Below are 26,285 nucleotides of genomic sequence, written 5' to 3'. Positions count from 1 at the left end.
CAAGTGTTTTTCTTACATTTTCATAAAATATATTTACTAAAAAATAGAAATACAGTGGTTAGTTTATCTATCTATTGGGAACTTATTTTCAAAAAAATCATTTATCATATCTTGATGCTGCTGGTTTACAATTGCAATATTTTGTATGTCACTATGATCAAAAAATCCTAATTCTAAAGTTTCATCACTTGTAAAAAAATTTATAGAGATAGAAGTTTCAGATGAAACTAAATACAAGATTGTAAGAACTTGAGCCTCATCACCATTCGGATAACTGTCTGAATATTTTGTATAAACATTTAAGAGTTTTTCCACCCTCACTTCGACTCCTGTTTCTTCATAAAACTCTCGCACTAAAGCTTCTAAAGCCGATTCTCCTAATTCAAGAGCACCACCTGGTAATCCCCACGTTCCTTTATCTGCTCGTTTTTGTAATAAAATTTTTCCTGATTGACTTAATATTCCACAGGTAAAATTTAAAATAATTTTATCTTTTCCAACTTTTTTTCTGATATTCTGTATGTAGTTCATTATTCACCTCTGACAAAGTAAACCATCTATAACAATGAAAGCTTACTGTATTAAAAAGTAAGCTTTCACAATAATTTTATCATTTGAATACTTTATAGTTCGACAATCTTACCTGTTTCAAAGTAAACAACCCATTCACAGATATTTTTAGCATAGTCTCCAATACGTTCCAAGAAGGCAATCACTTGGAAGTAATCACGACCTGTAACGATGGCATCTGGATTTTTCTTGATTTCTTCTGTAGCCAAGTCACGAATGCTATCAAAGTAATGGTTGATTTTTTCATCCATAGCTGCTACTTCATAGGCCTGGTCAACTGAACCATTGAGATAGAGTTCAAGGGCTGCTTCAACGAAGTTCTTGACATCGCGACCCATTCTCTTAATTTCTTCTTCAACAGCTGGGATGCGTTGCTCCCCCTTCATACGAATTGCTGCTTTAGCAATAGAAACAGCATGGTCCCCCATACGTTCCAAGTCAGATACAGCCTTCAAGACTGTCAAAACAGTACGCAAGTCCTGAGAAACGGGTTGTTGAAGGGCAATCATTTCAAATGATTTCTTCTCCAATTTCACTTCGTATTCGTTTACTTCTGCATCGTCTTCGATGACTTCTTTGGCCAAATCTCGGTCATGAGTAACAAAGGCACGCACTGTACGATTGATTTGGGATAGCACTTCTTGTCCCATTGCGTAGAACTGGTTGTGTAATTTCTCTAAATCTTCTTCAAATTGAGAACGTAACATCATTTATCTCCTTATCCAAATTTTCCTGAAATATAATCTTCTGTTTCCTTGTGTTGTGGGTTGAGGAACATCTTCTTGGTATCGTTAAACTCAATCAAATCTCCATCTAGGAAAAATCCTGTCTTGTCAGAGATACGAGAGGCTTGTTGCATGGAACGCGTAACCAAGAGCATGGTGTATTTATCTTTTAAGCCATACAAGGTTTCCTCAATCTTACCGGCCGAGATAGGGTCCAAGGCTGAAGTCGGTTCATCCAAGAGAATGATTTTAGGACTGGTTGCCAAGACACGGGCAACACAGACACGTTGCTGTTGTCCGCCTGAAAGCCCGATAGCTGAATCATGCAGGCGATCCTTGACCTCATCCCAGATAGAAGCTCGTTGCAAGGCTTTTTCTACCGCTTCATCCAGAATCTGCTTATCCTTCACTCCATTGATACGAAGCCCGTAAACAACATTTTCGTAGATAGACATAGGGAAGGGATTTGGTTGTTGGAAAACCATACCGATTTCCTTCCGCAATTCAACTGTATCTGTACGTGGACTGTAAATGTTGTGGCCGTTGTAAACCACCGAACCAGTTGTAGTCACCTCTGGATTGAGATCCCCCATACGGTTGATAGCCTTAAGAAGAGTTGACTTTCCTGATCCAGATGGACCAATCAAGGCTGTAATTTCCTTAGGTTGGAAAGATAGGGAAACACTATTCAAGGCCTTTTTTTGATTGTAGTAAACGGACAGGTCTGACACCTGTAAAATCGCTTCTGTCATACTGTTTCCTTTCTATCCAAAGTGTCCTGTTACGTAGTCATTGGTTGACTGTAGTTTGGCATTTTGGAAAATATTAGAGGTCTTATCGTACTCAATCAAATCGCCCAAGTAGAAAAATCCTGTGTAGTCACTAGCACGCGCAGCCTGCTGCATACTGTGGGTCACAATGATGATGGTAAAGTCCTTCTTCAATTCCAACATAGTTTCTTCCAACTGGGCTGTCGCAATCGGATCCAAGGCGGACGCTGGTTCGTCCATCAAGAGAATATCTGGTTTAACAGAGATAGCACGAGCGATACAGAGACGTTGCTGCTGACCACCTGATAGGGTCAAGGCTGACTTGTGCAAATCATCTTTGACCTGGTCCCAAAGGGCAGCCTGACGAAGAGAAGTTTCCACAATTTCATCCAAGACTTGCTTGTCCTTAACCCCTGCACGTTCATGAGCAAAAGTGATATTGCGGTAGATAGACTTGGCAAAAGGATTTGGTCGTTGGAAAACCATTCCGATATGCTTACGCATCTCATAAACATTGATTTCTGGACGGTTGACATCAATCCCTTGATAGAGAATTTGACCTGTTACCTTGGCAATATCAATGGTATCATTCATACGGTTGAGACTGCGGAGGTAGGTTGATTTCCCTGAACCAGAAGGGCCAATTAAGGCTGTAATTTTATTTTTTTCAAATTGCATATCGATGCCCTTGATAGATTCATTTTTACCGTAGTAAACATGTAAATCCTTAGTAGAGAGGGCCACTTTCTCTTCAGGAAAGGTGATGATATGCTTTTCATCCCAATTATATTTTGACATGGCTTCTCCTTTAGGCAGCGGTTAATTTCTTATGTAGGTAGCTTCCGAGTTTGCGGGCTCCAAAGTTAAAGATGAGGATAAAGATCAAGAGAACTGCTGCAGAACCTGCTGATACGATAGTTCCATCTGGAATGGTTCCTTCACTATTGACTTTCCAGATATGGACAGCCAAGGTTTCTGCTTGACGGAAGATAGAGATTGGGCTGGTCACACTGAGAATATTCCAGTTAGACCAGTCCAGAGCTGGAGCGGATTGTCCTGCTGTATAGATAAGAGCCGCAGCCTCACCAAAGATACGACCAGAGGCCAAGACAACCCCCGTCACAATACCTGGGAGAGCTTCTGGAATGACCACATGGACAACTGTCTCCCAACGAGAAATCCCAAGGGCCAAGCCGGCCTCACGTTGCGTATGGTGAACGTGTTTCAAGCTGTCCTCAACATTACGAGTCATCTGAGGCAGGTTAAAGACCGTCAAGGCCAAGGCACCTGAAATGATTGAAAATCCATACTCAAACTGAACTACAAAAATCAAGTAACCAAAGAGACCCACAACCACTGATGGCAGTGAAGACAAGATTTCAATACAGGTTCTGACAAAATTGGTCACAGGACCTTTTTTGGCATATTCAGCTAGGAAAATCCCAGCTCCCATAGACAAAGGCACAGAGATAATCAAGGTAATAACCAAAAGGAAGAAGGAATTATAAAGCTGAATTCCAATCCCTCCACCTGCTTGGTAAGATGATGATTTGCCAGTCAAGAAAGACCAAGAGATGTGGGGCAAACCACGAACCAAGATATAAAGAATCAAGGATGCCAAGATGGCAACGATAATTCCTGCAATTGAGTAGAGGACAGCTGTTGCAATTTTATCTAATTTCTTAGCGTGCATAGTTTTTCTTTCCTCTTTCTTTCGTAATCAATTTAATCACACTGTTGAAGGCCAAACTCATCAAAAGCAAGACTAAGGCCAGTGACCAGAGAACGTTATTATCAACTGTACCCATGACGGTATTTCCGATACCCATGGTCAACACAGAGGTCAAGGTCGCAGCAGGTGTTGTCAATGAAGTTGGGACAACGGCTGAGTTTCCAACCACCATCTGAATGGCCAAGGCCTCACCAAAGGCACGCGCCATCCCAAAGACCACTGCTGTGAAAATCCCTGAACGCGCTGCCTTCAAGGTCACGCGCCAGATGGTTTGCCAACGAGTGGCCCCCATAGCCAAACTAGCTTCGCGGTAGTGACGAGGCACCGCACGCAAGCTATCGGTTGTCATAAAGGTTACCGTCGGTAAAATCATGACAAAGAGAACGAAAATCCCTGACAAAATCCCAAAACCAGTTCCACCAAAGACACTGCGGACAAAGGGAACTACGACCTGCAAACCGATAAATCCATACACGACTGAAGGAATCCCGACTAGCAATTCAATAGCTGGTTGCAAGATTCTAGCACCTTTTGGTGATACTTCTGTCATAAAGACTGCCGCACCAATGGCAAAAGGAGTTGCGATAAGGGCTGATAGGATTGTGACAATAAAGGAACCCAAAATCATGGGAAGGGCACCAAATTGTTTCCCTGAAGGATTCCAAGTTTGGCCAAATAGGAAATCAAAGATATTAACCCCATTTACAAAGAAGGTCGACAAACCTTTTTGGGCTACGAATATCAAAATCATAGCCACAATAATGACAATCAAAGACAGACAGGCAAAGGTCAAGCCTTTTCCAAGTTTCTCTAAACGAGAGTTCTTTGAGGGAGAAAGTAATTTTTTAGCTAATTCTTCTTGATTCATTATTGACTCCCTTCTAGTGCTGTCACCGTTCCTACAGCATCTTTTTCAACCTTCATTTCCTTAACAGAAATGTAACCCATCCCCTTAACGATTCCACTTTGCGCTTCATCTGAGAGGACAAAGTTGAGAAATTCTGCCACCAATTCATTTGGTTGACCTAGGGTATACATGTGTTCGTAAGACCACAAAGGCCAGTTATTGCTTGTAACATTTTCTGCAATTGGCTCATAGCCATTCAACTTCATGCGTTTCACCGAGTCATCCACATAGGCAAAGGCTAGGTAAGAAATGGCTCCTGGTGTCTGGGAAACAATGTTTTTGACCATCCCATTTGAATCCTGTTCTTGACTCTGCATGGCAGATTGGCCATCCATGACAACACTATCAAAGGTTGCACGCGAACCAGAACTTGCTGCACGGTTGATAATAGAAATGGCTAGATCTTTTCCACCGACCTCTTTCCAGTTGGTCACTTGACCTGTGAAGATGCTACGGAGTTGTTCAGTTGTCAGATTTTCAACATCAACTTCCTTGTTCACAATCACCGCCAAGCCCGCTACTGCAACCTTGTGGTCCACTAGAGCAGAGGCGTTGATACCGTCTTTTTCCTCGGCAAATACGTCTGAATTTCCTACATCAACGGCTCCAGATTGAACCTGAGACAGACCTGTACCAGATCCTCCACCTTGAACGTTGACTGTTTTCCCAACGTGCATAGAGCCAAATTCATCTGCTGCTGCTTCGACCAAGGGCTGAAGAGCTGTTGAACCAACAGCTGTCATGGATTCTCCACGATCAATCCAGCTAGCACATCCCGCTAAAGAACCTGCCAGAAAAAGAGCTGCAAGGGATAGAGCGAGTTTTTTCCTTTTTTTCACTGTTTTTCTCCTTGAAAATAATGGTGAATGCTGTGAATTTTTTCAACTATTTATTTATATTTTTCTTTTTAAAATTGGGAGTCAACTGAAGTTCTTAGCTTGATTTTACTTGAAATTTACTCAGTTATCTTCTCCACCAATTTTGACTTAAAATGAAAGACAATTTGAAAAAATCCATACTTCAACTATAACATAGACAAGCTACTTTGACTAGCATTTTCACTTGAATCTGAGGCCTTTTGGAAAATAATTTTTCAAAACATTTCCAGTCACCTTAGCAAAGCCCAAGCCATTGCCTTGAACCAAAACTTGGTACCAACCATTTGGCATACTTTCCGCCAGCTGAACGGTTTCTCCAGCCACATACTTTACAAATGCTTCTTGGTCAATTTCAACCGACTGCTTGACCTGACTCGGTTTCAAGGCTAGACCAAGAGCAAAACTAGGCTCAAAGCGTTTTTTCTTAAAGGTACCCAGATGCAGGCCATTGCGAGCAATCTTGAGTTTCCCTAAATCTGGTAAAAGTTCTGGTAAGAGATAGAGTTGGTCACCAAAAGTCTGCAAGATCCCCCTTAGATTGATTTTCAAGTGTTTTTGGGCAAATTCCTGCCACAAGGCAACTTGTTCTCGGCTGAGGTTACTCTTACTTGCCTTAAATTTAGGAGCTGGATTGTTACCCTTAAACTGTAGATGGGCGACAAACTGACCCTCTCCCTTAAACTGATGAGGATACATACGAGCCGTCTCTGGCAGGTCAATACCAGCGACCATTCCATTGATATGCTCTACTGGCAACAAGTCAAAATCATACTCTTTCAGTAGCCAATTGACAATCTCTTCGTTTTCCTCGGGTGCCCAGGTGCATGTTGAATAAACAAATCGACCGCCTTCAGCTAGCATGGTCACCGCATCCGATAGAATCTCTCTTTGCAAGCTAGCACATTGACTCGGATAATCTAAGCTCCAATAGTCCATAGCATCTGGTTGCTTACGAAACATCCCTTCCCCAGAGCAAGGGGCATCAAGGACAATCAGATCAAAATAGCCCTTAAAAACCTTTGCCAAGCGGTCGGCAGATTCATTGGTCACCACGATATTGGTCGCTCCAAAGCGCTCCATATTTTCTACTAAAATCTTAGCCCGTTTGCTTGAAATTTCATTGGAAACAAGTAGCCCTTCCCCTGCTAGATAGGCTGCTAGTTGAGTTGATTTGCCACCCGGTGCAGCAGCCAAATCCAAGACTTTCATGCCAGGACTGGGCTGGGCTACCTGAGCAACCATCTGAGCAGCAGGTTCTTGCGAATAAATCAAACCAGTAGCATGCTCAGGCGATTTCCCTGATACCTTCCCATAATGTCCCCAAGGAGTTTGAGGAATGGCATCAGGAAAGGAAACTGGCGCTTCTTTTAAAGGATTAACCCGAAAGGCCGAAACCGCTTCCTCCTCAAAAGAGGCAAGAAAATCTCTTGCCTCATCTCCTAGTATCTCTTCATATTTTTCAACAAATCCTTCTGGAAATTGCATTTAAGTTCTTTTCCTTTCGTAAATATAGGACTGAATTTCCTCCTGCATCTCAAGAGGTAGCATCATGACCGGTTGTCTGGTTTGAAAATCAGGAGCTTCACCAAAAAGGGTTACAACCCGATAGCCCAGACTTTCCCCTAAAATACTAGCCGCAGCATAATCCCATGGTTGCAGATAGGTGACATAGGTCAACAAACGCCCTGACAAAATCTTGGCAAAACTGATGGCCGCACTCCCATAGACACGAACACCAAGTGCTGCTCGACCCAAATCAGCCAAGCCCCATTCATTGGTTTCCAACATACCACTATTTCCTGCAATGAGAAAATCTCCAAGTGGTTTGGCTTTAAAGGGAGCTAGGGGCCTATCATTTAGACAAACTGGAAATTCCCCACCACCGTGGTAACAATCCCCTTTGATCACATCATAAATCAGTCCAAACTGTCCCTGACCATTTTCAAAATAAGCCATCATAACAGCAAAATCTTCCTGCTGGGCGACAAAATTATTGGTCCCATCAATGGGATCAATGATCCAAACCTTGCCCTCTTGAACTGAAGCTCGCAAACAGCCCTCTTCAGCACAAATCTTATCCTCAGGATAACGAGACAAAATCTCACCAACCAATAGCTCCTGAACTTCCTTGTCCAGTCTGGTCACCAAATCTGTTGGAGAGGACTTGATCTCAACACACAAATCTTCCTGCATATGGTCAAGAATGTACTGACCCACTTTCTTAATTAGCTCTTTAGCAAATTCAAATTTACTTTCCAAGAGAAATCTTTCCTTCCCCTTTTTCCTTAGCCGCCTGAACTGCTCGGTAAAGCGAATAGCCACTGACTGTTTCCAATTCTCGTCCCAAACGTTTTTCTTCACTCTTGCTTGGCACAACCGCCTTGAACCCCTTATAAGAGTCCAATAACTTTTTAGCCTCTACCTTGCCTTCATAGGCAGCTTCAACATCATTAAAAAAAGAAAGCACTGAAGCAAGTTCTTCAGTGCTCCACGACAAATCTAGTGGGTAACTATACTGTTTGTTCATTAACTAATACCAGCTCTCATTCTTGCTTCTTTTAGTTCTTGCTTACGGTAACTACGAGGGAGAAAAGCACGAATCTCATCTTCATTAAAACCGATTTGCATGCGCTTGGCATCAATAATAATGGGACGACGCAAAAGACTAGGGTACTGCTCAATCAAATGAAGCAATTCCGATACCGAGATACTCTCTACATCAATATTCAATTTTTGAAAAATTTTTGAACGAGTTGAAATGATGTCATCAGTACCATTTTCGGTCAAGGAAAGGATGTGTTGCAATTCTTTTCTTGTTAAAGGACTGGTCATAATATTGTGTTCCACAAAGGGAACCTTATGTTTTTCTAACCAGGCCTTCGCCTTACGACATGATGTACAGCTCGGTGATAAAAATAGTGTAATCATGCTTTTCTCTTCTTATCTATACTTTACTACTTCTATTATACAAAAAAATAAAGCGCTTGACTAGGGATTTTTAGAAAAAAGCCTATTTTTGTGTAGAAAAAAAGTCCCATAAGATCTATAATGAAAAGCGACAAAACAACTCATTAGAAAGAATCATATGGAACAATTACATTTTATCACAAAATTACTAGACATTAAAGACCCTAATATCCAGATTTTAGACATCATCAATAAGGATACACACATGGAAATCATCGCCAAACTGGACTATAAAGCTCCATCTTGTCCTGAGTGCGGAAGTCAAATGAAGAAATATGACTTTCAAAAACCTTCTAAAATTCCTTATCTTGAAACGATTGGTATGCCTACTAGAATTCTCCTTAGAAAACGCCGTTTTAGGTGCTATCATTGCTTGAAAATGATGGTTGCTGAGACTCCTCTAGTAAAGAAAAATCATCAAATCCCTCGTATCATCAACCAAAAAATTGCTCAGAAGCTGATTGAAAAGACTTCTTGGACCGATATTGCCCATCAGTTGTCTATTTCAACTTCAACTGTCATTCGCAAGCTTAATGACTTTCACTTTAAGCATGATTTTTCTCGTCTGCCTGAGATTATGTCTTGGGATGAGTACTCCTTTACCAAGGGAAAGATGAGTTTCATTGCGCAAGATTTTGACAATATCAATATCATCACTGTTCTTGAGGGACGAACACAAGCTATTATTCGAAGTCGCTTTCTTCGCTACGATAGAGCCGTTCGTTGTCAGGTGAAAATCATTACTATGGATATGTTTAGCCCTTACTATGACTTAGCTAAACAACTTCGCTTTCGAATTTCTATGCTCAGGCTGAAACAGTCTCCCAAACTGTTTCACTCCCAAACGCTAAAATCGTGTTGGATTTCTTTCACATTGTACAACATATAAGCCGTGCTATGAGTCGTTTGCGTGTCCAAATCATGAATCAGTTTGAACGAAAATCTCATGAATACAAGGCCATCAAACGCTACTGGAAACTCATCCAACAGGATAGTCGTAAACTCAGCGATAAACGTTTTTATCGCCCTACTTTTCGCATGCACTTGACGAATAAAGAGATTTTAGACAAGCTTTTTAGCTATTCAGAGGACTTGAAACACCACTATCATCTCTACCAGCTCCTGCTTTTTCACTTTCAGAACAAGGAGGCAGACAAATTTTTCGGACTCATTGAGGACAATCTTAAGCTGGTTCATCCTCTTTTTCAGACTGTTTTTAAAACCTTTATCAAGGACAAAGAGAAAATTGTCAACGCTCTTCAACTACCCTATTCTAACGCAAAATTGGAAGCCACTAATAATCTCATCAAGCTTATCAAGCGCAATGCCTTTGGTTTTCGGAACTTTGAAAACTTCAAAAAAAGGATTTTTATCGCTCTGAACATTAAAAAAGAAAGGACGAAATTTGTCCTTTCTAGATCTTAGCTTTTCATCAACCCACTACAGTTGACAAAGAGCCAATTTAATACTCATTTCTGCCATTTCAGATATAGCTATAGAAAATACACTCTCTTCAGCGATTTTTCTCTTATTTTCTATCCAATGTCCGAAGTGCTGCTTGATAAGTTTGCTCCATCAGCATAGTAATGGTCATAGGACCGACACCTCCAGGGACTGGCGTAATATGGCTAGCAAGTGGGGCAACTGCCTCATAATCAACATCCCCACAGAGCTTACCATTTTCATCGCGATTCATCCCAACGTCAATGACTACCGCACCTGGTTTGACAAAGTCAGCAGTCACAAATTTAGCACGACCGATTGCGACCACCAGAATATCTGCTTTAGCAGCCACCTTGGCAAGATTATGGGTGCGTGAGTGAGTCAAGGTCACTGTTGCATTCTTGGCCAAAAGAAGCTGAGCCATGGGTTTTCCAACGATATTGGAACGACCGATGACGACCGCATTTTTACCTTCCAAGTCAATCCCATATTCATGAAACATCTCCATAATTCCTGCAGGTGTCGAAGGAATCATGACTGGATGACCAGACCAAAGGCGTCCCATATTTAGGGGATGGAAACCATCCACATCCTTTTCTGGGTCAATAGCCAATAGAACCGCCTCTTCATCAATGTGTTTTGGTAATGGCAACTGAACCAAAATCCCATGCCAAGCTGGATCCTGATTGTATTTAGCAATCAGGTCTAACAATTCCTCTTGAGTAATGGTCTCTGGAACTCGCACTACTTCGCTACGGAAACCAGCCGCAAGAGCTGACCTCTCCTTGTTGCGAACGTAAACTTGGCTGGCTGGATTGTCCCCAACCAAAATCACTACCAAACCAGGCACTAGACCTGTTTCTTCCTTTAATTTTGCAGTCTTTTCAGCCAACTGCCCCTGCAATTTGGCCGCTAAAGCTTTCCCATCAATAATCTGTGTCATATCACTTCTCTTTTCTTTCAAATATCTTCCATTATACCAAAAACTGTTGGTCCCCTCTAACACTTCTTTCCTAGGCTATCCTATAGTTTCAAACTATAAGAAAAAGCTCTGGTTGAGCTTTTCATTAATCTATATTTTATATGTAAAGTTGACTACAAATAGCTAAACAAAGCTAACTTATAAAACCTTACTCAAGAAATCTTTAGTCCGTTGTTCTTGGGTTTGTTCAAAAATCTGCTCAGGTGTCCCATCTTCAACAACCACACCGTCTGCCATAAAGATAACACGATCTGCCACCTCACGGGCAAATCCCATTTCATGTGTTACGATAACCATGGTCATTCCTGACTTGGCAAGGTCTTGCATAACAGCTAGAACTTCTCCAACCATCTCAGGGTCCAAGGCTGAAGTTGGCTCATCAAAGAGCAAAACATCTGGTTCCATGGCCAACCCACGCGCGATGGCAATCCGTTGTTGCTGGCCACCTGACAAACTCTGTGGATAAGCGTCTGCCTTATCTGGTAAACCAACTTTTTCCAAAAGTTCCTGAGCTCTCTTCTCAGCAACAGCCTTGCTCTCACCTTTGGTCTTGATAGGTGACAAGGTGATATTTTCCATCACAGTCATATTAGGAAAGAGATTGAATTGTTGGAAAACCATGCCCATCTTCTCACGCATGGCAAACAGGTCATTCTTTTTGTCCGTAATATCGACTCCCTCAAAGATAACCTTCCCTTTAGTTGCTTCTTCCAACAAATTCATAGAGCGAAGCAAGGTAGATTTCCCGCTCCCCGAAGGACCGATGATAACGACAACTTCTCCTCTTTTAATCTCGAGGTTGATGCCCTTTAATACTTCATTCTTTCCAAATGATTTATGTAAATTTTCAATTTTTATCAAGGTTTCTGTCATTATTTCTTATCTCCTTGTCCCATACGTTTTTCAAAAGCTTTCAAGGCTACTGTCAAAATAGAGGTCATAATCAAGTAATAAAAGGCTGCAAATAAAAGTGGGGTTAAAGGTAGATAGGTTGTTGTAGAGACTGTTGTAGCCCCGTTCCACAACTCCATAACACCGATAGCTGATAAGAGGGAGCTGTCCTTGATAATGGTGATAAATTCGTTCCCCAATGCTGGCAAGATATTTTTGATGGCTTGTGGCAAAATCACATAGCGCATCGCATTTTTAGGACGAATCCCTAGCGAATAAGCCGCCTCTAGCTGACCTTTTGGAACTGCATTGATTCCAGCACGAACAGTCTCAGAAACATAAGCACCACTATTCATAGAGATAATCAAAATCCCTGGAATCAGACGAGAAAGATCAACACCCAAAATTCCAACCTGAATAGTCGGGGCATTGATATGCATAAGAGCAAAGGCAATCATAATCTGAACCATCATCGGTGTCCCACGGAAAATCCAAACGTACAAATTGGCCAGCCAAACAAGCGGTTTAAACTTTGAACGTTGCCCAAAAGCCAAGACAACACCCAAAATAGTTCCCAAAAAGACAACACAGATAGAAATGAGAACCGTCACAACAGCCCCATAGTTAAAATAAGGTAAATACTTAGGTAAAAAAGAAAAATTCATAGTCACACTGCTTTCTAAAATAGAGTACTGTATGATTATAACATGCATTGAATTAAAATTCAAATCTTTTATCCAATTTATTTAAAAATCTTTAAACCGTAACTTCTCAAAGTAACTTCCATTTCTCTCTCAACACTGGAAGTTAGTCTAAGACGACTCTGTTTTAGGGCTATTTGTCGTGCACTTTTTTCTGAGTCTTTTCTCTTTTGAATCCTTATATACCAAGAAAAAGAAAACAAGTAGAAGTTAGTCTAAGACGGTTTTCCACTAATGTCACGCATTTTTCTCATACTAAAAGCTAGATTGTGGGAAACTGGAAGTTAGTTTTAGAATTTACCGATCCTGCTTGGTTAACCCCAATTTTCCATGATAAATCCAGTAGTAGATGGTAGAAACGCCCACGTTAACCTCCTTAGCCTTGACCATCATTTCAGGAGAAAACTTTTGATTATGATAGTGGAGAATCTTTTCCTTTAGTTCCTTGGTTAAGCTTAATTTCTTGATCGAGCGCTTGCGATTGCTTTCATAAGATTGTTGAGCATAGTCGGCAGAATAAACCTTTTTGAAGCGCCCTTTTCCAAGACATTGTAGGACTGTCTCACGCTTGATTTCAGTGTGGATAGTTTGAGGAGATTTTCCAAGCAGAGAGGCAATTTCTCTATTTGATTTTCCTTCTTTTTCCATCTTTCGATTAAGCGACGTCTATCGATTGTCAAATGAAATCGAAGACTAGCTATCAGCTAGTTGAACCATATAATTTTTAGGAGAGATGGGTGGCTAACTTCATTATAGAACTTTCAGTGATTTTTCTTTTAAAGTTCTACTGTTAGGACTTGACCTTGCTTAACTACTGGTTCTCCGGCAATATAGACATCATCTACATCACTGGACTTGACAGCATAGACTAGGTGAGAGAGCATATTTTCTTGGGGTTGAAGATGGATTTTCCCTTGTGGTTGGATGACCAGAAAATCTGCCTGCTTGCCGACTTCTAGGCTTCCTATCTGATTTTCCATTCCAAGGACCTTGGCCCCTTCGATTGTCAGTGCCTTGAGGGCTACTTCTATAGGAAATTGGCTAGCATCCCCACTCTTCATCTTCTGAAGAAGGGCTGCTGTCCGTCCTTCCTCAAACATGTCTAAATTATTATTAGAAGCAACCGAGTCAGTCGCAATACCGACTGCTACTCCTGCTTTTTGCAGTTGGATGATGGGAGCAATCCCTGAGGCCAATTTGAGGTTACTGATAGGATTGTGGGCGATAGATACTTGAGACATTGCCAAACGTTCAATTTCTTTCTCGTTTAATTCGACCCCATGAGCAAAGACAGACGGATGATCTAAGTAACCCAGTTCTTCTAGAAAGACGAGAGGGCGTTTGCCGTAGCGTTTCAGGAGAATGCCTGACTCCTCCTTGGTTTCCGCCACATGGATATGGATAGGAATATCCAGCTCTTTTGCCATATCTAAGCTCTCTTCCAGCAAGTCTCTACTACAGCTGTAGGGAGAATGCGGGGCTACCATTACCTTGAAATTTGGATTTTCATATCCTAAGATTTCCTCGATGATAGCTCGTATTCTGCTTATAGTCTCATCAGTTGTTTCTGTATCTGAAGAAAAGAGGGTCGGTGAGAAATAACAACGCATCTTGGAAGCCTCGACTGCCTGATAAATCTGCTCAATCTCCACTCCATTGGGATTATACATATCGTTAAAGGTTGTTGTTCCTGACTGGAGCATTTCTGTCAGCGCTTCTTTGACCGCCTTGGTAGTCATATCTGGAGTAAACTCAGCTTCTGCAGGCCAGATATAGTCATTGAGCCATTCATGGAGATTGCTGTCATCTCGAATTCCTCGCAAGCCTGTCATAGCAGAATGAGTGTGGCAATTGACCAAACCAGGCATGATCCAGGCTCCCTGATAGTCTATAATCTGCTCGGCCTGATCTAAAATCTCTGGTTTCTCTTGACCGACATAGACGATTTGAGAATCCTTAACTGCTAAGATTCCATCCAAATAAACATGGAAATTTTGGTCACAAGTCACGATGTTTACATGCTGAAAGACTTTCATTATAGGCTCCTTTTCTAAAAGACAATTTATACTCTTCTAAAATCTCTTCAAACCACATCAGCTTCACCTTGGAGTAGANNTCTTATCTACAACATCAAATCAGTGCTTTTAGCAACCTGCGGCTAGCTTCCTAGTTTAATCTTTGATTTTCATTAAGTATTACAGTGAACAATTTTTCTAGCTATTGTAACAAAAAAGTTACCTGAAGGCAACTTTTTTCGTCCATAAAATTTCAAAAGAGAAAGGATTATTCAGAGCTAAAAGCTGCAGCTTTTAGCATTTGGTAATACTTGCCCTTTCTAGTCATGAGATCCTGATGGTTCCCATACTCAACAATATCACCATCCACTAAGACTAGAATCATATCCGCATCCTGAATGGTTGACAAGCGGTGGGCAATGATAAAGCTTGTGCGCCCCTTCATGAGTTTAGCAAAGGCATCCTGTACCAACACTTCTGTCCGCGTATCGATAGAAGAAGTTGCCTCGTCTAAGATGAGAATCTTGGGAATAGCCAGAAAGACTCGGGCTATGGTCAAAAGCTGTGCCTGACCTACAGAGAGAGATTCACCCGCATTTTCAAGCTTGGTATCATAGCCTTGTGGCAACTGTTGGATGAAAAAGTCGGCATTGGCTGCTTTGGCAGCAGCAATCACCTGCTCTCGACTGGCTTCAGGATTACCAAAGGCAATATTGTCATGAATGGTCCCTTGCTTGAGCCAGGTTTCTTGGAGCACCATGCCAAACTGCTGTCGTAGCGAAGCACGACTATAGTTATAAATAGATTTCCCATCCAGCAAGATATCTCCCGAGTTAATAGGATAGAAACGCATAAGAAGATTGATAAGGGTTGATTTACCAGCACCTGTCGGACCAACAATAGCCACCTTGCTACCAGCTGGGATGTCAATAGATAAATCCTTAATCAAAATCTTTTCAGGATGGTAGCCAAAAGAGACCTGTTTAAAGGAAATAGCTCCCTTAACTTGGTCACTAGTCAAGACTTCCCTGCCTGTTTCAGCCAACTCAGAGCTTTCTAAGACAGCATAGACACGCTCTGCACATGCCAAGGCACTTTGCAATTCGGCTAGAACTGAAGAAATATCGTTAAAGGGCTTGGTGTACTGTTGGACATAGTTCAAAAAGGTCACTAAGCGTCCAATAGTCAAGGTGGAGCCTATCATGATACGATAAGCTCCCACTCCAGCTAGAAGGGCATAAATGAGCGCATTTACAAAGCGAGTCGAAGGATTGACCGTTGAAGAATAAAAGATGGCTGACTGAGAATAGCCTGCGTAGTTGTCATTAGCCTCACGCAGTCTTCGTATAAACTCTGCCTGAGCATTAAAAGACTGAATAATGGTCTGCTGGCTCAACGATTCTTCAATCAACTGAGTCTGAATTCCCCTCGTCTCTGTTTGCTTATGGAAGAGATGATAAGATCGTTTGGCAATGAAGCGTGAAATCACCATTGACAGTGGCGTCAACAGCAAGACCAATAGAGTCATGAGGAGATGAATCTGAAGCATGGCTAGAATACTAACCAAAATCATCAAGACTCCAATGAAAAATTGGTTAAAAATCATTGTTAAACCAGCTACCAACTGTTCGATGTCCGTGGTTACACGACTGACCATCTCACCACTACCTTGCCTATCTACAAAAGCAATCGGTAGACGATGGAGCTTATGGATGATTTTCTCTCGCAAGTCTCTGGTATAAGAGAAGATTAGGCGATTATAAAGAAGAGGATTTACCCATTGTACCAGAGTATTTCCTATGACCACCAAGATCATTTGAACGAAAATCTGCCAAAAAACCGATGATGAACCAATCACTAGAACTTGGTCGATGACCTGCCCAATCAGAATAGGTAGGTAGATTGATAAGGCAACCTGGGCAATGGTTCCTAGAAAGGCTAGGAAAAGGAGGAAAGGATGACTTGATAAATCTTTGGCCAAACGTGTGAGTGTTTGATTTGCAGTTTGTCGTCTCATGCTAGTTCTCCTTTCCATGTTGGGATTCATTGATTTCGCGATAGACTTGACTGGATTTCATCAAGTCCTCGTGCTTGCCGATAGCTAGGAGCTCACCTTTTTCCAAGAGGAGAATCTGGTCTGCCATCCGAAGTGTTGAGGTTCGTTGAGAAATTAAAATTAAGCTCGTATTTGGTGAATTTTCTCGGATAGCTTTTAAGAGCTTGGACTCAGTGATAGTGTCCAGTGCCGAGGTCGCATCATCTAGGATGAGAAATGGAGTTTGGCGCAAGACTGCTCGTGCGATAGACAGCCTTTGTTTTTGACCGCCCGAGAAATTTCGACCTCCTGCCTCAACAGTGGCATCCAAGAGCCCTTCCTTTTCACTAACAAAATCCTTGGCTTGTGCAATTTCCAAGGCCTGCCAGAGTTCTTGGTCAGTTACTTCTTGATGTAAACCTAGAGTCAGGTTGGAACGAATGGTTCCTTTAAAGAGCTCGACTTTTTGAGGCACATAAGCAATCCAAGACCGCCACTGCTCAAGATTACGAGGACTAGATCCGTCTCTATAAAGATCTATGCTCCCCTTGTCTGCTGGATAAAGTCCAAGGATGAGTTGCACCAAACTTGATTTACCAGAACCCGTTCCCCCAATAATACCAAGGATTTGCCCTTGCTTCATATCAAAGGAAATGTCTCTCAGAGAAGGCTGGGCCGCATCAGGATAGGTAAAGGTCAGTTCTTGAACTTGTAAAACCTGATCACTGGTAGCTTGCTTTTGTTCTAGCTCTAAGTGAATATCTTCTGGAGCCTCAGCAAAGACTTCCTCAATTCGCTTAGCTGAGATGTAGGACTGGTTGAGAGAATTTATCAGCATGGCTAGCTTGACCAATTCCACCAAAATCTGTAAGAGATAATTGATGAGGGCAATGAGGGCCCCTTGACTGAGCAATCCTCCTTGAATGGAAACATATCCCTGCCAGATAATAACGAGGAGAGTTCCATTAACAATCAGATAAGTCAAAGGTGTTAATAAACTAGACCAGAAACCTGTTTTTTCTTGTAATCTAGCATAGACTTGGTTAAGAGTTTGAAAAATCTGTAACTCTCGTTTTTCTTGTCCAAAAGCACGAATAACCCGCATCCCTTGTAATTGCTGGCGTGTTTCCTGAACTAGTTGGTCCGTTTTCTTTCTGAGAACACTGTAGAGAGGATTGACCAATCGAGATAACCCTACAATGACGATTGTCAAAATGGCAACCATGACCAAAAACCAGAAAGTCAGCTCAGTTGAGATTCGATAAGCCATAAAAATGGCACCAAAAACGATAATAGGCGCTCGCAAAAAGAGACGCAGGAATTGATTGATACCAGTCTGAATCTGGTAGGTATCCGAAGTCAAGCGAGTCACCAAACTAGAAGTTGTCAGATGATCTCTGCTATCCTTAGGGAAAGACAAAATATGACGATAAAGATCGTTTGTCAATTCCTTGGTAAAACCTACCGCAGCCTTAGCTGAGTAAAACTGGGCTATCAAGGCCACTAAAACGCCAATTACTGCAAAGATAAGAAGCAGGCCAATCTGCATCCAGAGATGACCTTGATTTTTCTGGGGCAATGATTGGTCAACAATCCCAGCAATCACCATAGGAACCAAGAGCTCAAAAACAGCTTCTAGTAGCTTGAACAAGGGAGCTAAAATTGATTCCCTGATGTAGGGTTTAAAGTAAGATAATAGGTGTTTCATAAATCCCTTCTATTCGTATTCTGGAAATGAAGAAAGTGGGAAGCGCCCACCCTCTCTGTTTTATTTGTTTAAGTAAGGAAGTAAATAGCCATATCCTGCTTCTTCCATCTCATCCTTGGCCACAAAGCGCAAGGATGCAGAATTAATACAGTAACGAAGTCCACCTAACTCCCGAGGCCCATCTGTGAAAACGTGTCCCAAGTGAGCATTGCCTGAACGAGAACGAACCTCAATTCGCTCCATTCCATGGCTGAGATCCTTGTAATAATGAATCAATTCCTTGGAAATCGGACGGCTAAAACTTGGCCAACCACATCCTGAGGCAAACTTATCCTTGGCAAAAAAGAGTGGCTCACCCGTCGTGATATCAACATAAATCCCTTCTTCAAAGGTTTGGTCATAGGCATTGGTAAATGGAGCCTCTGTAGCAGATTCTTGGGTGACACGGTAAGACTCTTCTGATAAGCTTTCCTTCAACGCCTCTTGACTAGGCTTTTCATAGTTGGCTGCGTCAATCAATGGCTTCTCAGCATCAGTCACATCGATATGACAGTAACCAGAAGGATTTTTCTTGAGATAGTCTTGGTGGTAGTCTTCAGCCAGAATGTAGTGGCGAAGTTTCTCCACCTCTACTGCAATCTTGCGACCAAGCATGCGCTCCTGCTCCTGCACAACAGTATAGATAGCTGGCAAATCTGCTTGATCTTGGTAATAAATCCCAGTTCGATATTGGCGACCACGGTCATTCCCTTGTTGATTAATGGATAACGGGTCTATGACTCGGAAATAATAAAGTAAAATTTCTCTGAGTGACACTGCTTTCTCATCGTAAATCACTTGCACCGTCTCTGCATGGTCTGTTTCCTTGAGCAACTGGTAATTGGTCGTTTCGACTTGCCCATTAGCGTAGCCAACACTGGTTGCTAGCACTCCAGAAATGCGTGAAAAATACTCCTCTAAACCCCAAAAACAACCACCTGCTAAATAAATTTCTGCCATCTTTATTTCTCCTTTATCACGTTTTTAACTAATACTCTTCGAAAATCTCTTCAAACCACGTCAGCTTACATCTGCAACCTCAAAGCACTGCTTTGAGCAACCTGCGGNNTTGATTTTCATTGAGTATGGAATATAGTTTTTCTTTCTACTAGACTTCTTTTCAAAAAAAGGATAGGAAGCCCTCTGATCGAGAGTTTCCCCATCCTATCTTCTATTCTTTATTTTGCTTCGACACGGACACCTTGGGTATCAACCTTCAAGTCATGAAGTTTTCCTTTGAAGGGTTGCTTTTCCAATTCTGCCTTAATCGCCGGCATCTTGTCATGAGAAGCCAAGACCATAACTGTAGGCCCAGCACCTGAGAGGTAGGTTGCATAGGCACCATTCTCTTTGGCTACTTGCTTAATCGTCGCAAATTCTCTCACCAAGTCCTGACGATAGCGCTCGTGGAAGAGGTCTCCCTCGATTGCTTGCCCAGCGGTCACCATGTCTCCTGCCAACAAGGCCGCAACCGCCACATTGGCGATAGAACTAGCTGCAACAGCTTCCTTATAGGACAATTTCTTAGGCAAGACACCACGGCTGTCTCGAGTACGCAATTCATAGTTTGGAATGTAGGCTAGAAAATCACATTCTGGGAAGTCTGCTACAATAGCTGAAACTTCCCCATCAACAGAGCTTGCAATAACGAGATTACCATAAATGGCCGGAGCTACATTGTCAGGATGGCCTTCAATCTTAGTCGCTAACTGCAATTTTTCATGATCAGACAAGTTGAGCTGACCCAGTTGGTTGGCTAGTTCAATCCCAGCTACAATAACCGAGCTGGAAGAACCCAAACCACGCGCCAAGGGAACATCACTGGTCATTTTCAAACGTCTTGGTTGCAAGTCTGGTACAATTTGCAAAGCGATTTTGAGCAAGAGATTACGCTCGTCATGTGGAATCCATTTGCCAATCTGGTGTTCAATTAGCCACTCATCTCGTTCTTCGCAAACCTCGATTTGAAGATACTTGGTTACAGCTACACCGACCGAGTCAAAACCTGGCCCGATATTGGCACTGGTTGCGGGTACAATAATCTTCATCTTATTCTCCTAGCACCTTGAAGGTATTCAAGAGGTCGAATTCTGAAACCTTCTTCAATTCAGCTGAGACATTTTCAAGCTGGGCTTTATTAATCTTGTGTGTAATGATCACAACACGCGCCTTGTCACCCTCTTTTCCATCTTGGAGAATTTTCTTGAAGGAAATATCTTGGGCATTAAAGATTTCAGCCAGTTTCAAGACCTGACCTTTTGAGTCTGGAGCCAAGATTGAGAAGTAGTAGTTTGCTTTGACATCCTCTGGATTTGCCAAAACCAAGGCACGACTGTATTCGTTGAAGTCTTTACCAATGGTACCATCATTCAAGCGGCGAACGATACGGACAATATCCGCCACAACACTTGTTGCAGTTGGTTTTTGACCAGCACCTGGTCCGTAGTACATAGACTCACCAATACCGATAGATTCTACAAAGACAGCGTTCATTACGCCATTCACACTGGCAAGTGGATGCGCTTTAGGCAGGAAGGTTGGAGTCACTTCCGCAGCAATACCTGAAGGAGTTTCTTCGATTGAACCAACCAATTTCACTACATAGCCAAGTTCTTGGGCTACAGCTACGTCTTCTGGTGTGATGTTGCGGATTCCCTTGTGGGCTACATCGTCAAAAGCAACCTTCATGCCAAAGGCAAATTGGCTCAAAATAACCATCTTGTAGGCTGCATCAATCCCATCTACGTCATTCGTCGGGTCGCTTTCTGCAAAACCAAGTCTTTGCGCTTCCGCAAGAGCATCATCGTAAGACCAGCCTTCTTCCACCATCTTGGTCATCATGAAGTTAGAAGTTCCGTTGACTACTCCAAGCACGCGCGTGATTTTGTCAGAAGCCAAGGAATTTGCCAAGGTACGAAGAATTGGAATCCCACCAGCTACTGCTGCTTCGTAGTAAAGTGCTACCTTGTTAGCTTGAGCGATTTCTAACAATTCTGCGCCATGGACAGCCAAAAGGTCCTTGTTAGCAGTAACAACGTGTTTTCCAGCTTCCAAAGCACGAGTGATAAAGGTCTTAGCAGGTTCGATACGCCCCATCAATTCCACTACGATCGTAATATCTTGGTCTGATAAAATATCATCCACATTGGTTACAAAGTTAAAGTCATTCCCTGCTGCAAGCAAGCGATTCTTTTCATCTTCATCCTTGACCAATACCTTGGCAACTTCAATCTCTGAATGTGCTGATTGATTGATTTTTTCTCCATTTTCCTTTAGGAGGAAAGGCACGCCACTTGCAACGGTACCAAATCCTAGTAAAGCAATTTTAACTGTCATGTTTGTCTCCTCGAAATTTGCTAATATAGCCATTATAACAGAATTTTGTGAAAATTCCTATTATAGTAAATCACTATTTCAGTATAAAAAGAAAAAACGAATCCCATGATTCGCTCTTCTTAAAATCTAGAAATAGCTTTCCAGAAAGGATTATCCAATCTTTTGCAGATTAAGCACTGCATCATGATTCATCAAGACTTGACCATACTCCTGCAAGACTGATCGACTGATGTCACTATCGTCTGCAAACTCGCGCATACGGGCCAACAGCCAAGCTGGATATGGACTTGGATGATTTTCAATATCCACTAAAATGGTCAAATAATAGCGCTCATTCATCTTGTAGAGTTCAGAAGTTTCCATCTCAAAAGTCACTGTCTTGGCAAAAGCCACCAACTCAGCTAATTTTTCAAAAGAAAGGATGTAATAGATGTAAGGCTCTTTCTTACTTTCAACTTCTTGTTCAGCCTGTTCCTGCTCTTCTTCCTTGGCTTCAACTTGCTCTAGAGATTGAATCGCTTCGATATCATCTTTAGTCTTTTCTGCGATGCTTTTTTCCAAGGTTTTGATAAATTCATCTGGAGACATTTGAGCCAATTCTTCCATATCTGGTAAATCCGATAAGTCTTCAAAATCTAGATTTTGGTCAATCTTTGATTTGGTTACAAAGACATCTACCTTATCAGGTTTTGGAGTCACACGGAAGCTCAACATGCCTGTATCCAGAAAGCTATCAGGCATCTCTAACTCATCCAAGATAGCATAAAAGAACTCTTCTGTTTTTTCTTGAGGAACAAGAAAGTCAGCAATCTCCATTCCACGATCCATCAAATCCTCTAAAGACATCGTGATTTTCAAAGTTGTATCACTAATTTGTTTCATTTTCATTGCTAGTAACCTCATACTTTCAGTTCTATCTATTATACTAGATTTTTACGATTTTATCAAAAGAAGGCTCCTCTATACGGATAGATTTTCCCTAGGGTATTTCTATAGGAGACTCCAAAAGAAAATTTCTGCAGACAGATAGAAAAAGCCTTCAAAATCGGCTCTTAGCCGACTTTGAAGACCTTATACATCAGAATACTTATAATTTAAAGGTTGCTACACCGAGGATAGAACGATTTAAGTTTCTGAGAATTTGAAGACTTTGCTCAAATTTCTTATAACGAGTCACTCCGTACTCTTCAACAAGAAGGACTGTATCTCTTTCTAAAAGCGATGGCACATCTTGTAAATCGACAAAATGCATTCCTTTTAAAGACTCTTGATTTTGTTTCAATTTATCTAGGATAGCTTTGTTTGAGCTAACGATAGTCAATTCCTGTCCAGCATTTTTGTATGACAAAACATCTGCTAGGTTAGCAATTGTTGTAATCTCTGTTACAAAATCAATTTGATATTGAGAAAAATCACCTGCTCTATTGATTGTTGGGTTAAAGAGATAAACCAATACATTTCCCATCACAACCAAAATCACACAGACTACTCCAATAACAGCTAAACGGAGAATCAGATTTTTCACATTTAATCCAAGCGCTGTCTCACCATTTGCATTCAATTCTTTAGAGTTGATGGTTTCCAATTTTTCAATTTTTACATTTGCAAAAGTGTGTTTAAATTTCTCAATCAATCCATCAATTTTTCGCTCCAACAAGTCATTAGTATCTTTACTTGGTGTCAAAATTTTCACACCAACCCCTGCATCGTCAATCATATAGTAGACAGTCAGTTTTTTCCACCAATAATCATTCGTAGAATTTTTCAAGGTTGTTTCTGTCGTATCTAATTCACTGGCAATTTTTTTCAACTCACTGGGCTCTACATCATTGAAAAGATAAGCTCCATTCAAATTACCATCAATCAATTTCCCATAAAAATCACTATAACCACCAATTTGATGATTCAAAATCGTTTTGGCCGAATCTTCTGGAGGAGTGATTTTATAGCTAAGATAAGTTGAATAACTTGTTGTATCTTTGACAGTGTTTTTATTCCTAACTGCTTTAATTGTAAATGGTACAGCAATGAGAGCAAATAAAGCGATAAGAGCTAAAATATTTACTTTTCGTTTTTTATAAAGATTTGCAAACAAATCAGCTACTGAATAATGTTCAAACATGATTTTTTTCTCCTTTGTTGAGTAGATACTGGTTTTCTTTTGTAAGCATTTTTGCTACAAATATAATCACAAGAACAATTCCCCAGAATTGCATTGTAAATAGATTGAAGAAACTTTCTGAAAAGCTACTTCTTGGCATAAAGAATAGATTATTCAAGATGAGTAAGGACAAGGCAAATAGGATTGTTCTTGAGCGGTAGGCTACTTGCAACATGGCTATAAATAGCATACCGAGCAAGAGACTAAGTAGAAAGACTCCTATCATACCATAGTCTGTATACAACTCCATGATATAACTACTTCCGATACCATGTCCTTTCAAATATTCCTTGTTCAAAACAAGATAGGATAGATTGTGGGCATAACTATTACTATCAATAGCTAATTCCACACTATTGGTTGTATGCTCAAAGGCTTTTCCTCCGAAAATGGACCCCAAACTCCCCCTTGCAAAATAATCAAGAACAGGACCAAAAGTAAAATTACGGAAATCTCGGTAAGGGAGGCTACTGTTAAATAGAAAACCTCGAGCCAAGACACCAAAACTAGTCCCTTGTTTATAGATAAAGTCAAGTAAGATATCCCAGAAACCTGTATGGGAAACTTGAACATTATCCCGTACATAATTGAGCACTCCCATCGCTAACATGAGAATAGGAGAACCTAAAAAAATCGCTAACTTTTCTTTAAACCCAATCCATTTTCCCTTTTCAGTTTGCTCCCGCATAAAGTAATAAACAAAAGCAAATAAAATACTTAAAATAAAGGGATTTCGTGTCCCAATTGCCAAATGAATGGTATTGGCTACAATAAAGGAGATAAGCACTGCTGTTGCCTGCCATTTCTTTGGCTTGGTTGCCAAATACATACACATTGCATAGACCGTAAATGTTGATAAGATATAGGTAAAATAAGGCAGTTTACTTTCAAAATTTGCATAGTAGGCATAGTAGGAAGTCTGCAAGCGATACAGGAGTCGTTCAAATAACCGAATGAAATAGAAAGGATAGGTTAGAAGAAAAACTCCTAGTGATACAAAGCGTAACCGCTTGGTATAAATCTCTTTTAGAGAATTTCCTATATTTGCTACTTTTATTTTCTTCCTAGCTATGAAGTAACGAGCCAGGACGCCTCCTGTGGTCAAGCCCAGAATCGAAACCATGACAACTATAAAGGCAAAACGATAAGCTATCGGATGATAGGTATCCAGAGCGCCATCCCTAAAATAATCAATGGTCGGTCTTGATACCAGAAAGACAAAAATGGTTAAATAGAAAATAAAATGGATTAAGTAATACTTGATGTCATTCCAGCAGGCAATTAAGCTACTAACCAGTAAGAACAATAAAGTAGAAAGCAAGCTAACATTGTTATTATTAAACAGATATACTATTCCACTTACTAGCGTCATGGCATAACTGACTATGGTCAAACTAAATAACAATCGTTTTCCATCAATCACTTGCTCACCCCCGTTCTAATGTAATTTTTTAGATTTTTCAATATTTTTTAGTAATAAAAATCGGTATAAGGAAATATTTATGAATAGAGCCAAGGCACTAATTCTTCTCCCCTTACGGAAAATTGGATTCCTAGCAATAGCAAGAGCATGACCTTTTAAAAAACGATGAATCTGAGAATAGGCTTCAAACTGTTTATACTGATCATCTAGCAACATCTTATCCAGAATAAAGAAGTGGGCATAGGCCAATCTGAAAAAAGCAACCTCTTTCAAATCAGGATAGTTTTTCATAACTTCATTGTAAAACTTTTGGTAGATATCAATATAGGCTAAATCCTTCTCTGCATAGGGTTTGGTCGTAATACTATCCCCTCTATGAAAATAGTAATAATAGGGTTTGGTATTAACAACGTACCTCTTGGCCAACTTGATCAAATCAAAATGATAATAGGCATCTTCGTAAATCAATCCCTTAGGAAAGGATAGGGCAGTTGCAATCTCTCTCTTGATTAGCTTATTGCAGATCGTTCCAGGTATTTTTTCACCTATAAGGTATTCCCTTAGAAATGTTTGAGAATCACAGACAAAATAGTCATCCTGATTAGCTGACTGTGGACTTTCATCATTAGCATAGACATTCATGACACCACAGCTCGAAACATCCGCATCTTCTTGAACTAATTGCTCATATAAGTTCTGAATCATTTCTGGATGGATATAATCATCTGAGTCAATAAAAATCAGATAATCCCCGTGAGCCTGCTTCATTCCATCATTTCGTGCTTGCGACAATCCTTCGTTCTTTTTATGAAGCACTGACACCCTGTCATCTTGTTCAGCGATTGAATCACACAAGCGACCACTCTCATCTGTTGCACCATCATCAACAAGAATAATTTCCAAATTCTGATAGGTCTGCTTCTGAATGGAAGCTATCGATTTTTCTAGGTACTGCGCCACATTATAAACTGGCACAATGACACTAATTAATGCAGTTCCCAT

The 26,285-nt window shown here is 41.0% G+C and carries 24 protein-coding genes and 2 pseudogenes; 1 reads left to right on the top strand and 25 read right to left on the bottom strand.

The features are described 5' to 3' along the window. Positions 1-63 precede the first annotated feature (63 nt). The 11 genes from HT685_RS04905 to HT685_RS04855 all read right to left on the bottom strand — a co-directional run bounded on the left by HT685_RS04905 (position 64) and on the right by HT685_RS04855 (position 8,510). Positions 64-531 (bottom strand): NUDIX domain-containing protein, encoded by a 468-nt coding sequence (locus HT685_RS04905; RefSeq protein WP_049542869.1) that lies wholly within the window; start codon positions 529-531, stop codon positions 64-66. Positions 532-623: 92 nt separating this feature from the next. Then, positions 624-1,277 carry a phosphate signaling complex protein PhoU gene (gene phoU, locus HT685_RS04900; RefSeq protein WP_000946458.1) on the bottom strand — a complete coding sequence of 218 codons (654 nt, stop codon included), beginning with the start codon at positions 1,275-1,277 and terminating at the stop codon, positions 624-626. A gap of 11 nt (positions 1,278-1,288) precedes the next feature. Beyond that, a complete protein-coding gene (gene pstB / locus HT685_RS04895; protein WP_000133482.1) occupies positions 1,289-2,047 on the bottom strand; it encodes a phosphate ABC transporter ATP-binding protein PstB in 759 nt (252 codons plus the stop codon). 12 nt (positions 2,048-2,059) lie between these two features. Next, on the bottom strand, positions 2,060-2,863 hold the full coding sequence (gene pstB, locus HT685_RS04890; protein WP_000049848.1) for a phosphate ABC transporter ATP-binding protein PstB: 804 nt from the start codon (positions 2,861-2,863) through the stop codon (positions 2,060-2,062). Positions 2,864-2,873: 10 nt separating this feature from the next. Then, a complete protein-coding gene (gene pstA, locus HT685_RS04885; protein WP_000543046.1) occupies positions 2,874-3,758 on the bottom strand; it encodes a phosphate ABC transporter permease PstA in 885 nt (294 codons plus the stop codon). Next, entirely contained in the window at positions 3,748-4,665 is a 918-nt protein-coding gene (pstC, locus tag HT685_RS04880) for a phosphate ABC transporter permease subunit PstC (protein ID WP_001070903.1), read from the bottom strand. The genes pstA and pstC overlap by 11 nt, the downstream gene beginning before the upstream one ends. Beyond that, a complete protein-coding gene (locus HT685_RS04875) occupies positions 4,665-5,543 on the bottom strand; it encodes a phosphate ABC transporter substrate-binding protein PstS family protein (RefSeq protein WP_173226704.1) in 879 nt (292 codons plus the stop codon). The genes pstC and HT685_RS04875 overlap by 1 nt, the downstream gene beginning before the upstream one ends. 219 nt (positions 5,544-5,762) lie before the next feature. Continuing rightward, complete coding sequence (locus HT685_RS04870; RefSeq protein WP_173226706.1) at positions 5,763-7,067, bottom strand: RsmF rRNA methyltransferase first C-terminal domain-containing protein; 1,305 nt, start codon at positions 7,065-7,067, stop codon at positions 5,763-5,765. Continuing rightward, positions 7,068-7,841, bottom strand: a complete 774-nt coding sequence (locus HT685_RS04865; RefSeq protein ID WP_173226708.1) for an inositol monophosphatase family protein — start codon at positions 7,839-7,841, stop codon at positions 7,068-7,070. Beyond that, positions 7,831-8,109 carry a UPF0223 family protein gene (locus HT685_RS04860; protein ID WP_173226710.1) on the bottom strand — a complete coding sequence of 93 codons (279 nt, stop codon included), beginning with the start codon at positions 8,107-8,109 and terminating at the stop codon, positions 7,831-7,833. The genes HT685_RS04865 and HT685_RS04860 overlap by 11 nt, the downstream gene beginning before the upstream one ends. Further along, a complete protein-coding gene (locus HT685_RS04855; RefSeq protein WP_000631259.1) occupies positions 8,109-8,510 on the bottom strand; it encodes a Spx/MgsR family RNA polymerase-binding regulatory protein in 402 nt (133 codons plus the stop codon). Before HT685_RS04855 ends, HT685_RS04860 begins: the two co-directional genes overlap by 1 nt. 157 nt (positions 8,511-8,667) lie before the next feature. On the opposite strand from HT685_RS04855, the pseudogene HT685_RS04850 reads away from it, so the two are divergent. Next, positions 8,668-9,974, top strand: a pseudogene (locus tag HT685_RS04850) (ISL3 family transposase). A gap of 103 nt (positions 9,975-10,077) precedes the next feature. Here the strand turns inward: HT685_RS04850 and HT685_RS04845 are convergent. The 14 genes and pseudogenes from HT685_RS04845 to HT685_RS04780 form a co-directional block, all read right to left on the bottom strand. After that, positions 10,078-10,935, bottom strand: a complete 858-nt coding sequence (locus tag HT685_RS04845) for a bifunctional methylenetetrahydrofolate dehydrogenase/methenyltetrahydrofolate cyclohydrolase (RefSeq protein WP_000192089.1) — start codon at positions 10,933-10,935, stop codon at positions 10,078-10,080. Between the two features lie 177 nt (positions 10,936-11,112). Next, entirely contained in the window at positions 11,113-11,847 is a 735-nt protein-coding gene (locus HT685_RS04840; RefSeq protein WP_000140954.1) for an amino acid ABC transporter ATP-binding protein, read from the bottom strand. Continuing rightward, the gene (locus tag HT685_RS04835; protein ID WP_001011642.1) at positions 11,847-12,530 is read right to left on the bottom strand and encodes an amino acid ABC transporter permease; all 684 of its coding nucleotides are present in this window, start codon (positions 12,528-12,530) and stop codon (positions 11,847-11,849) included. Before HT685_RS04835 ends, HT685_RS04840 begins: the two co-directional genes overlap by 1 nt. 339 nt (positions 12,531-12,869) lie before the next feature. Next, a pseudogene (locus HT685_RS04830) lies at positions 12,870-13,270 on the bottom strand (helix-turn-helix domain-containing protein); the annotation flags it as partial. 72 nt (positions 13,271-13,342) lie between these two features. After that, entirely contained in the window at positions 13,343-14,602 is a 1,260-nt protein-coding gene (locus HT685_RS04825; protein ID WP_173226712.1) for a TRZ/ATZ family protein, read from the bottom strand. Positions 14,603-14,849: 247 nt separating this feature from the next. Next, on the bottom strand, positions 14,850-16,598 hold the full coding sequence (locus HT685_RS04820) for an ABC transporter ATP-binding protein (protein WP_173226714.1): 1,749 nt from the start codon (positions 16,596-16,598) through the stop codon (positions 14,850-14,852). A 1-nt stretch (position 16,599) separates the two neighbouring features. Further along, on the bottom strand, positions 16,600-18,324 hold the full coding sequence (locus HT685_RS04815; protein WP_173226716.1) for an ABC transporter ATP-binding protein: 1,725 nt from the start codon (positions 18,322-18,324) through the stop codon (positions 16,600-16,602). Positions 18,325-18,384: 60 nt separating this feature from the next. After that, the gene (msrB, locus tag HT685_RS04810; RefSeq protein WP_173226718.1) at positions 18,385-19,323 is read right to left on the bottom strand and encodes a peptide-methionine (R)-S-oxide reductase MsrB; all 939 of its coding nucleotides are present in this window, start codon (positions 19,321-19,323) and stop codon (positions 18,385-18,387) included. A gap of 218 nt (positions 19,324-19,541) precedes the next feature. Continuing rightward, positions 19,542-20,411, bottom strand: coding sequence for a homoserine kinase (gene thrB / locus HT685_RS04805; RefSeq protein WP_173226720.1), 870 nt, complete (start codon positions 20,409-20,411; stop codon positions 19,542-19,544). A gap of 1 nt (position 20,412) precedes the next feature. Next, positions 20,413-21,699: a homoserine dehydrogenase gene (locus HT685_RS04800; RefSeq protein ID WP_173226722.1), complete on the bottom strand. Its 1,287-nt coding sequence runs from the start codon at positions 21,697-21,699 to the stop codon at positions 20,413-20,415. A gap of 150 nt (positions 21,700-21,849) precedes the next feature. Continuing rightward, positions 21,850-22,587 (bottom strand): adaptor protein MecA, encoded by a 738-nt coding sequence (gene mecA / locus HT685_RS04795; protein WP_173226724.1) that lies wholly within the window; start codon positions 22,585-22,587, stop codon positions 21,850-21,852. A gap of 199 nt (positions 22,588-22,786) precedes the next feature. Next, complete coding sequence (locus HT685_RS04790; protein ID WP_173226727.1) at positions 22,787-23,821, bottom strand: prephenate dehydratase; 1,035 nt, start codon at positions 23,819-23,821, stop codon at positions 22,787-22,789. After that, the gene (locus HT685_RS04785) at positions 23,814-25,283 is read right to left on the bottom strand and encodes an O-antigen polysaccharide polymerase Wzy (protein WP_173226729.1); all 1,470 of its coding nucleotides are present in this window, start codon (positions 25,281-25,283) and stop codon (positions 23,814-23,816) included. The genes HT685_RS04790 and HT685_RS04785 overlap by 8 nt, the downstream gene beginning before the upstream one ends. Before the next feature lie 15 nt (positions 25,284-25,298). Next, the gene (locus tag HT685_RS04780) at positions 25,299-26,285 is read right to left on the bottom strand and encodes a glycosyltransferase family 2 protein (protein WP_173226731.1); all 987 of its coding nucleotides are present in this window, start codon (positions 26,283-26,285) and stop codon (positions 25,299-25,301) included.

Source organism: Streptococcus sp. 5004, from assembly GCF_013276755.1.
In the GTDB taxonomy this organism is placed as follows: Bacteria; Bacillota; Bacilli; order Lactobacillales; family Streptococcaceae; genus Streptococcus.
The sequence above is the reverse complement of the archived record's forward strand: the minus strand, read 5'-3'. Positions and strand labels throughout refer to the sequence as shown.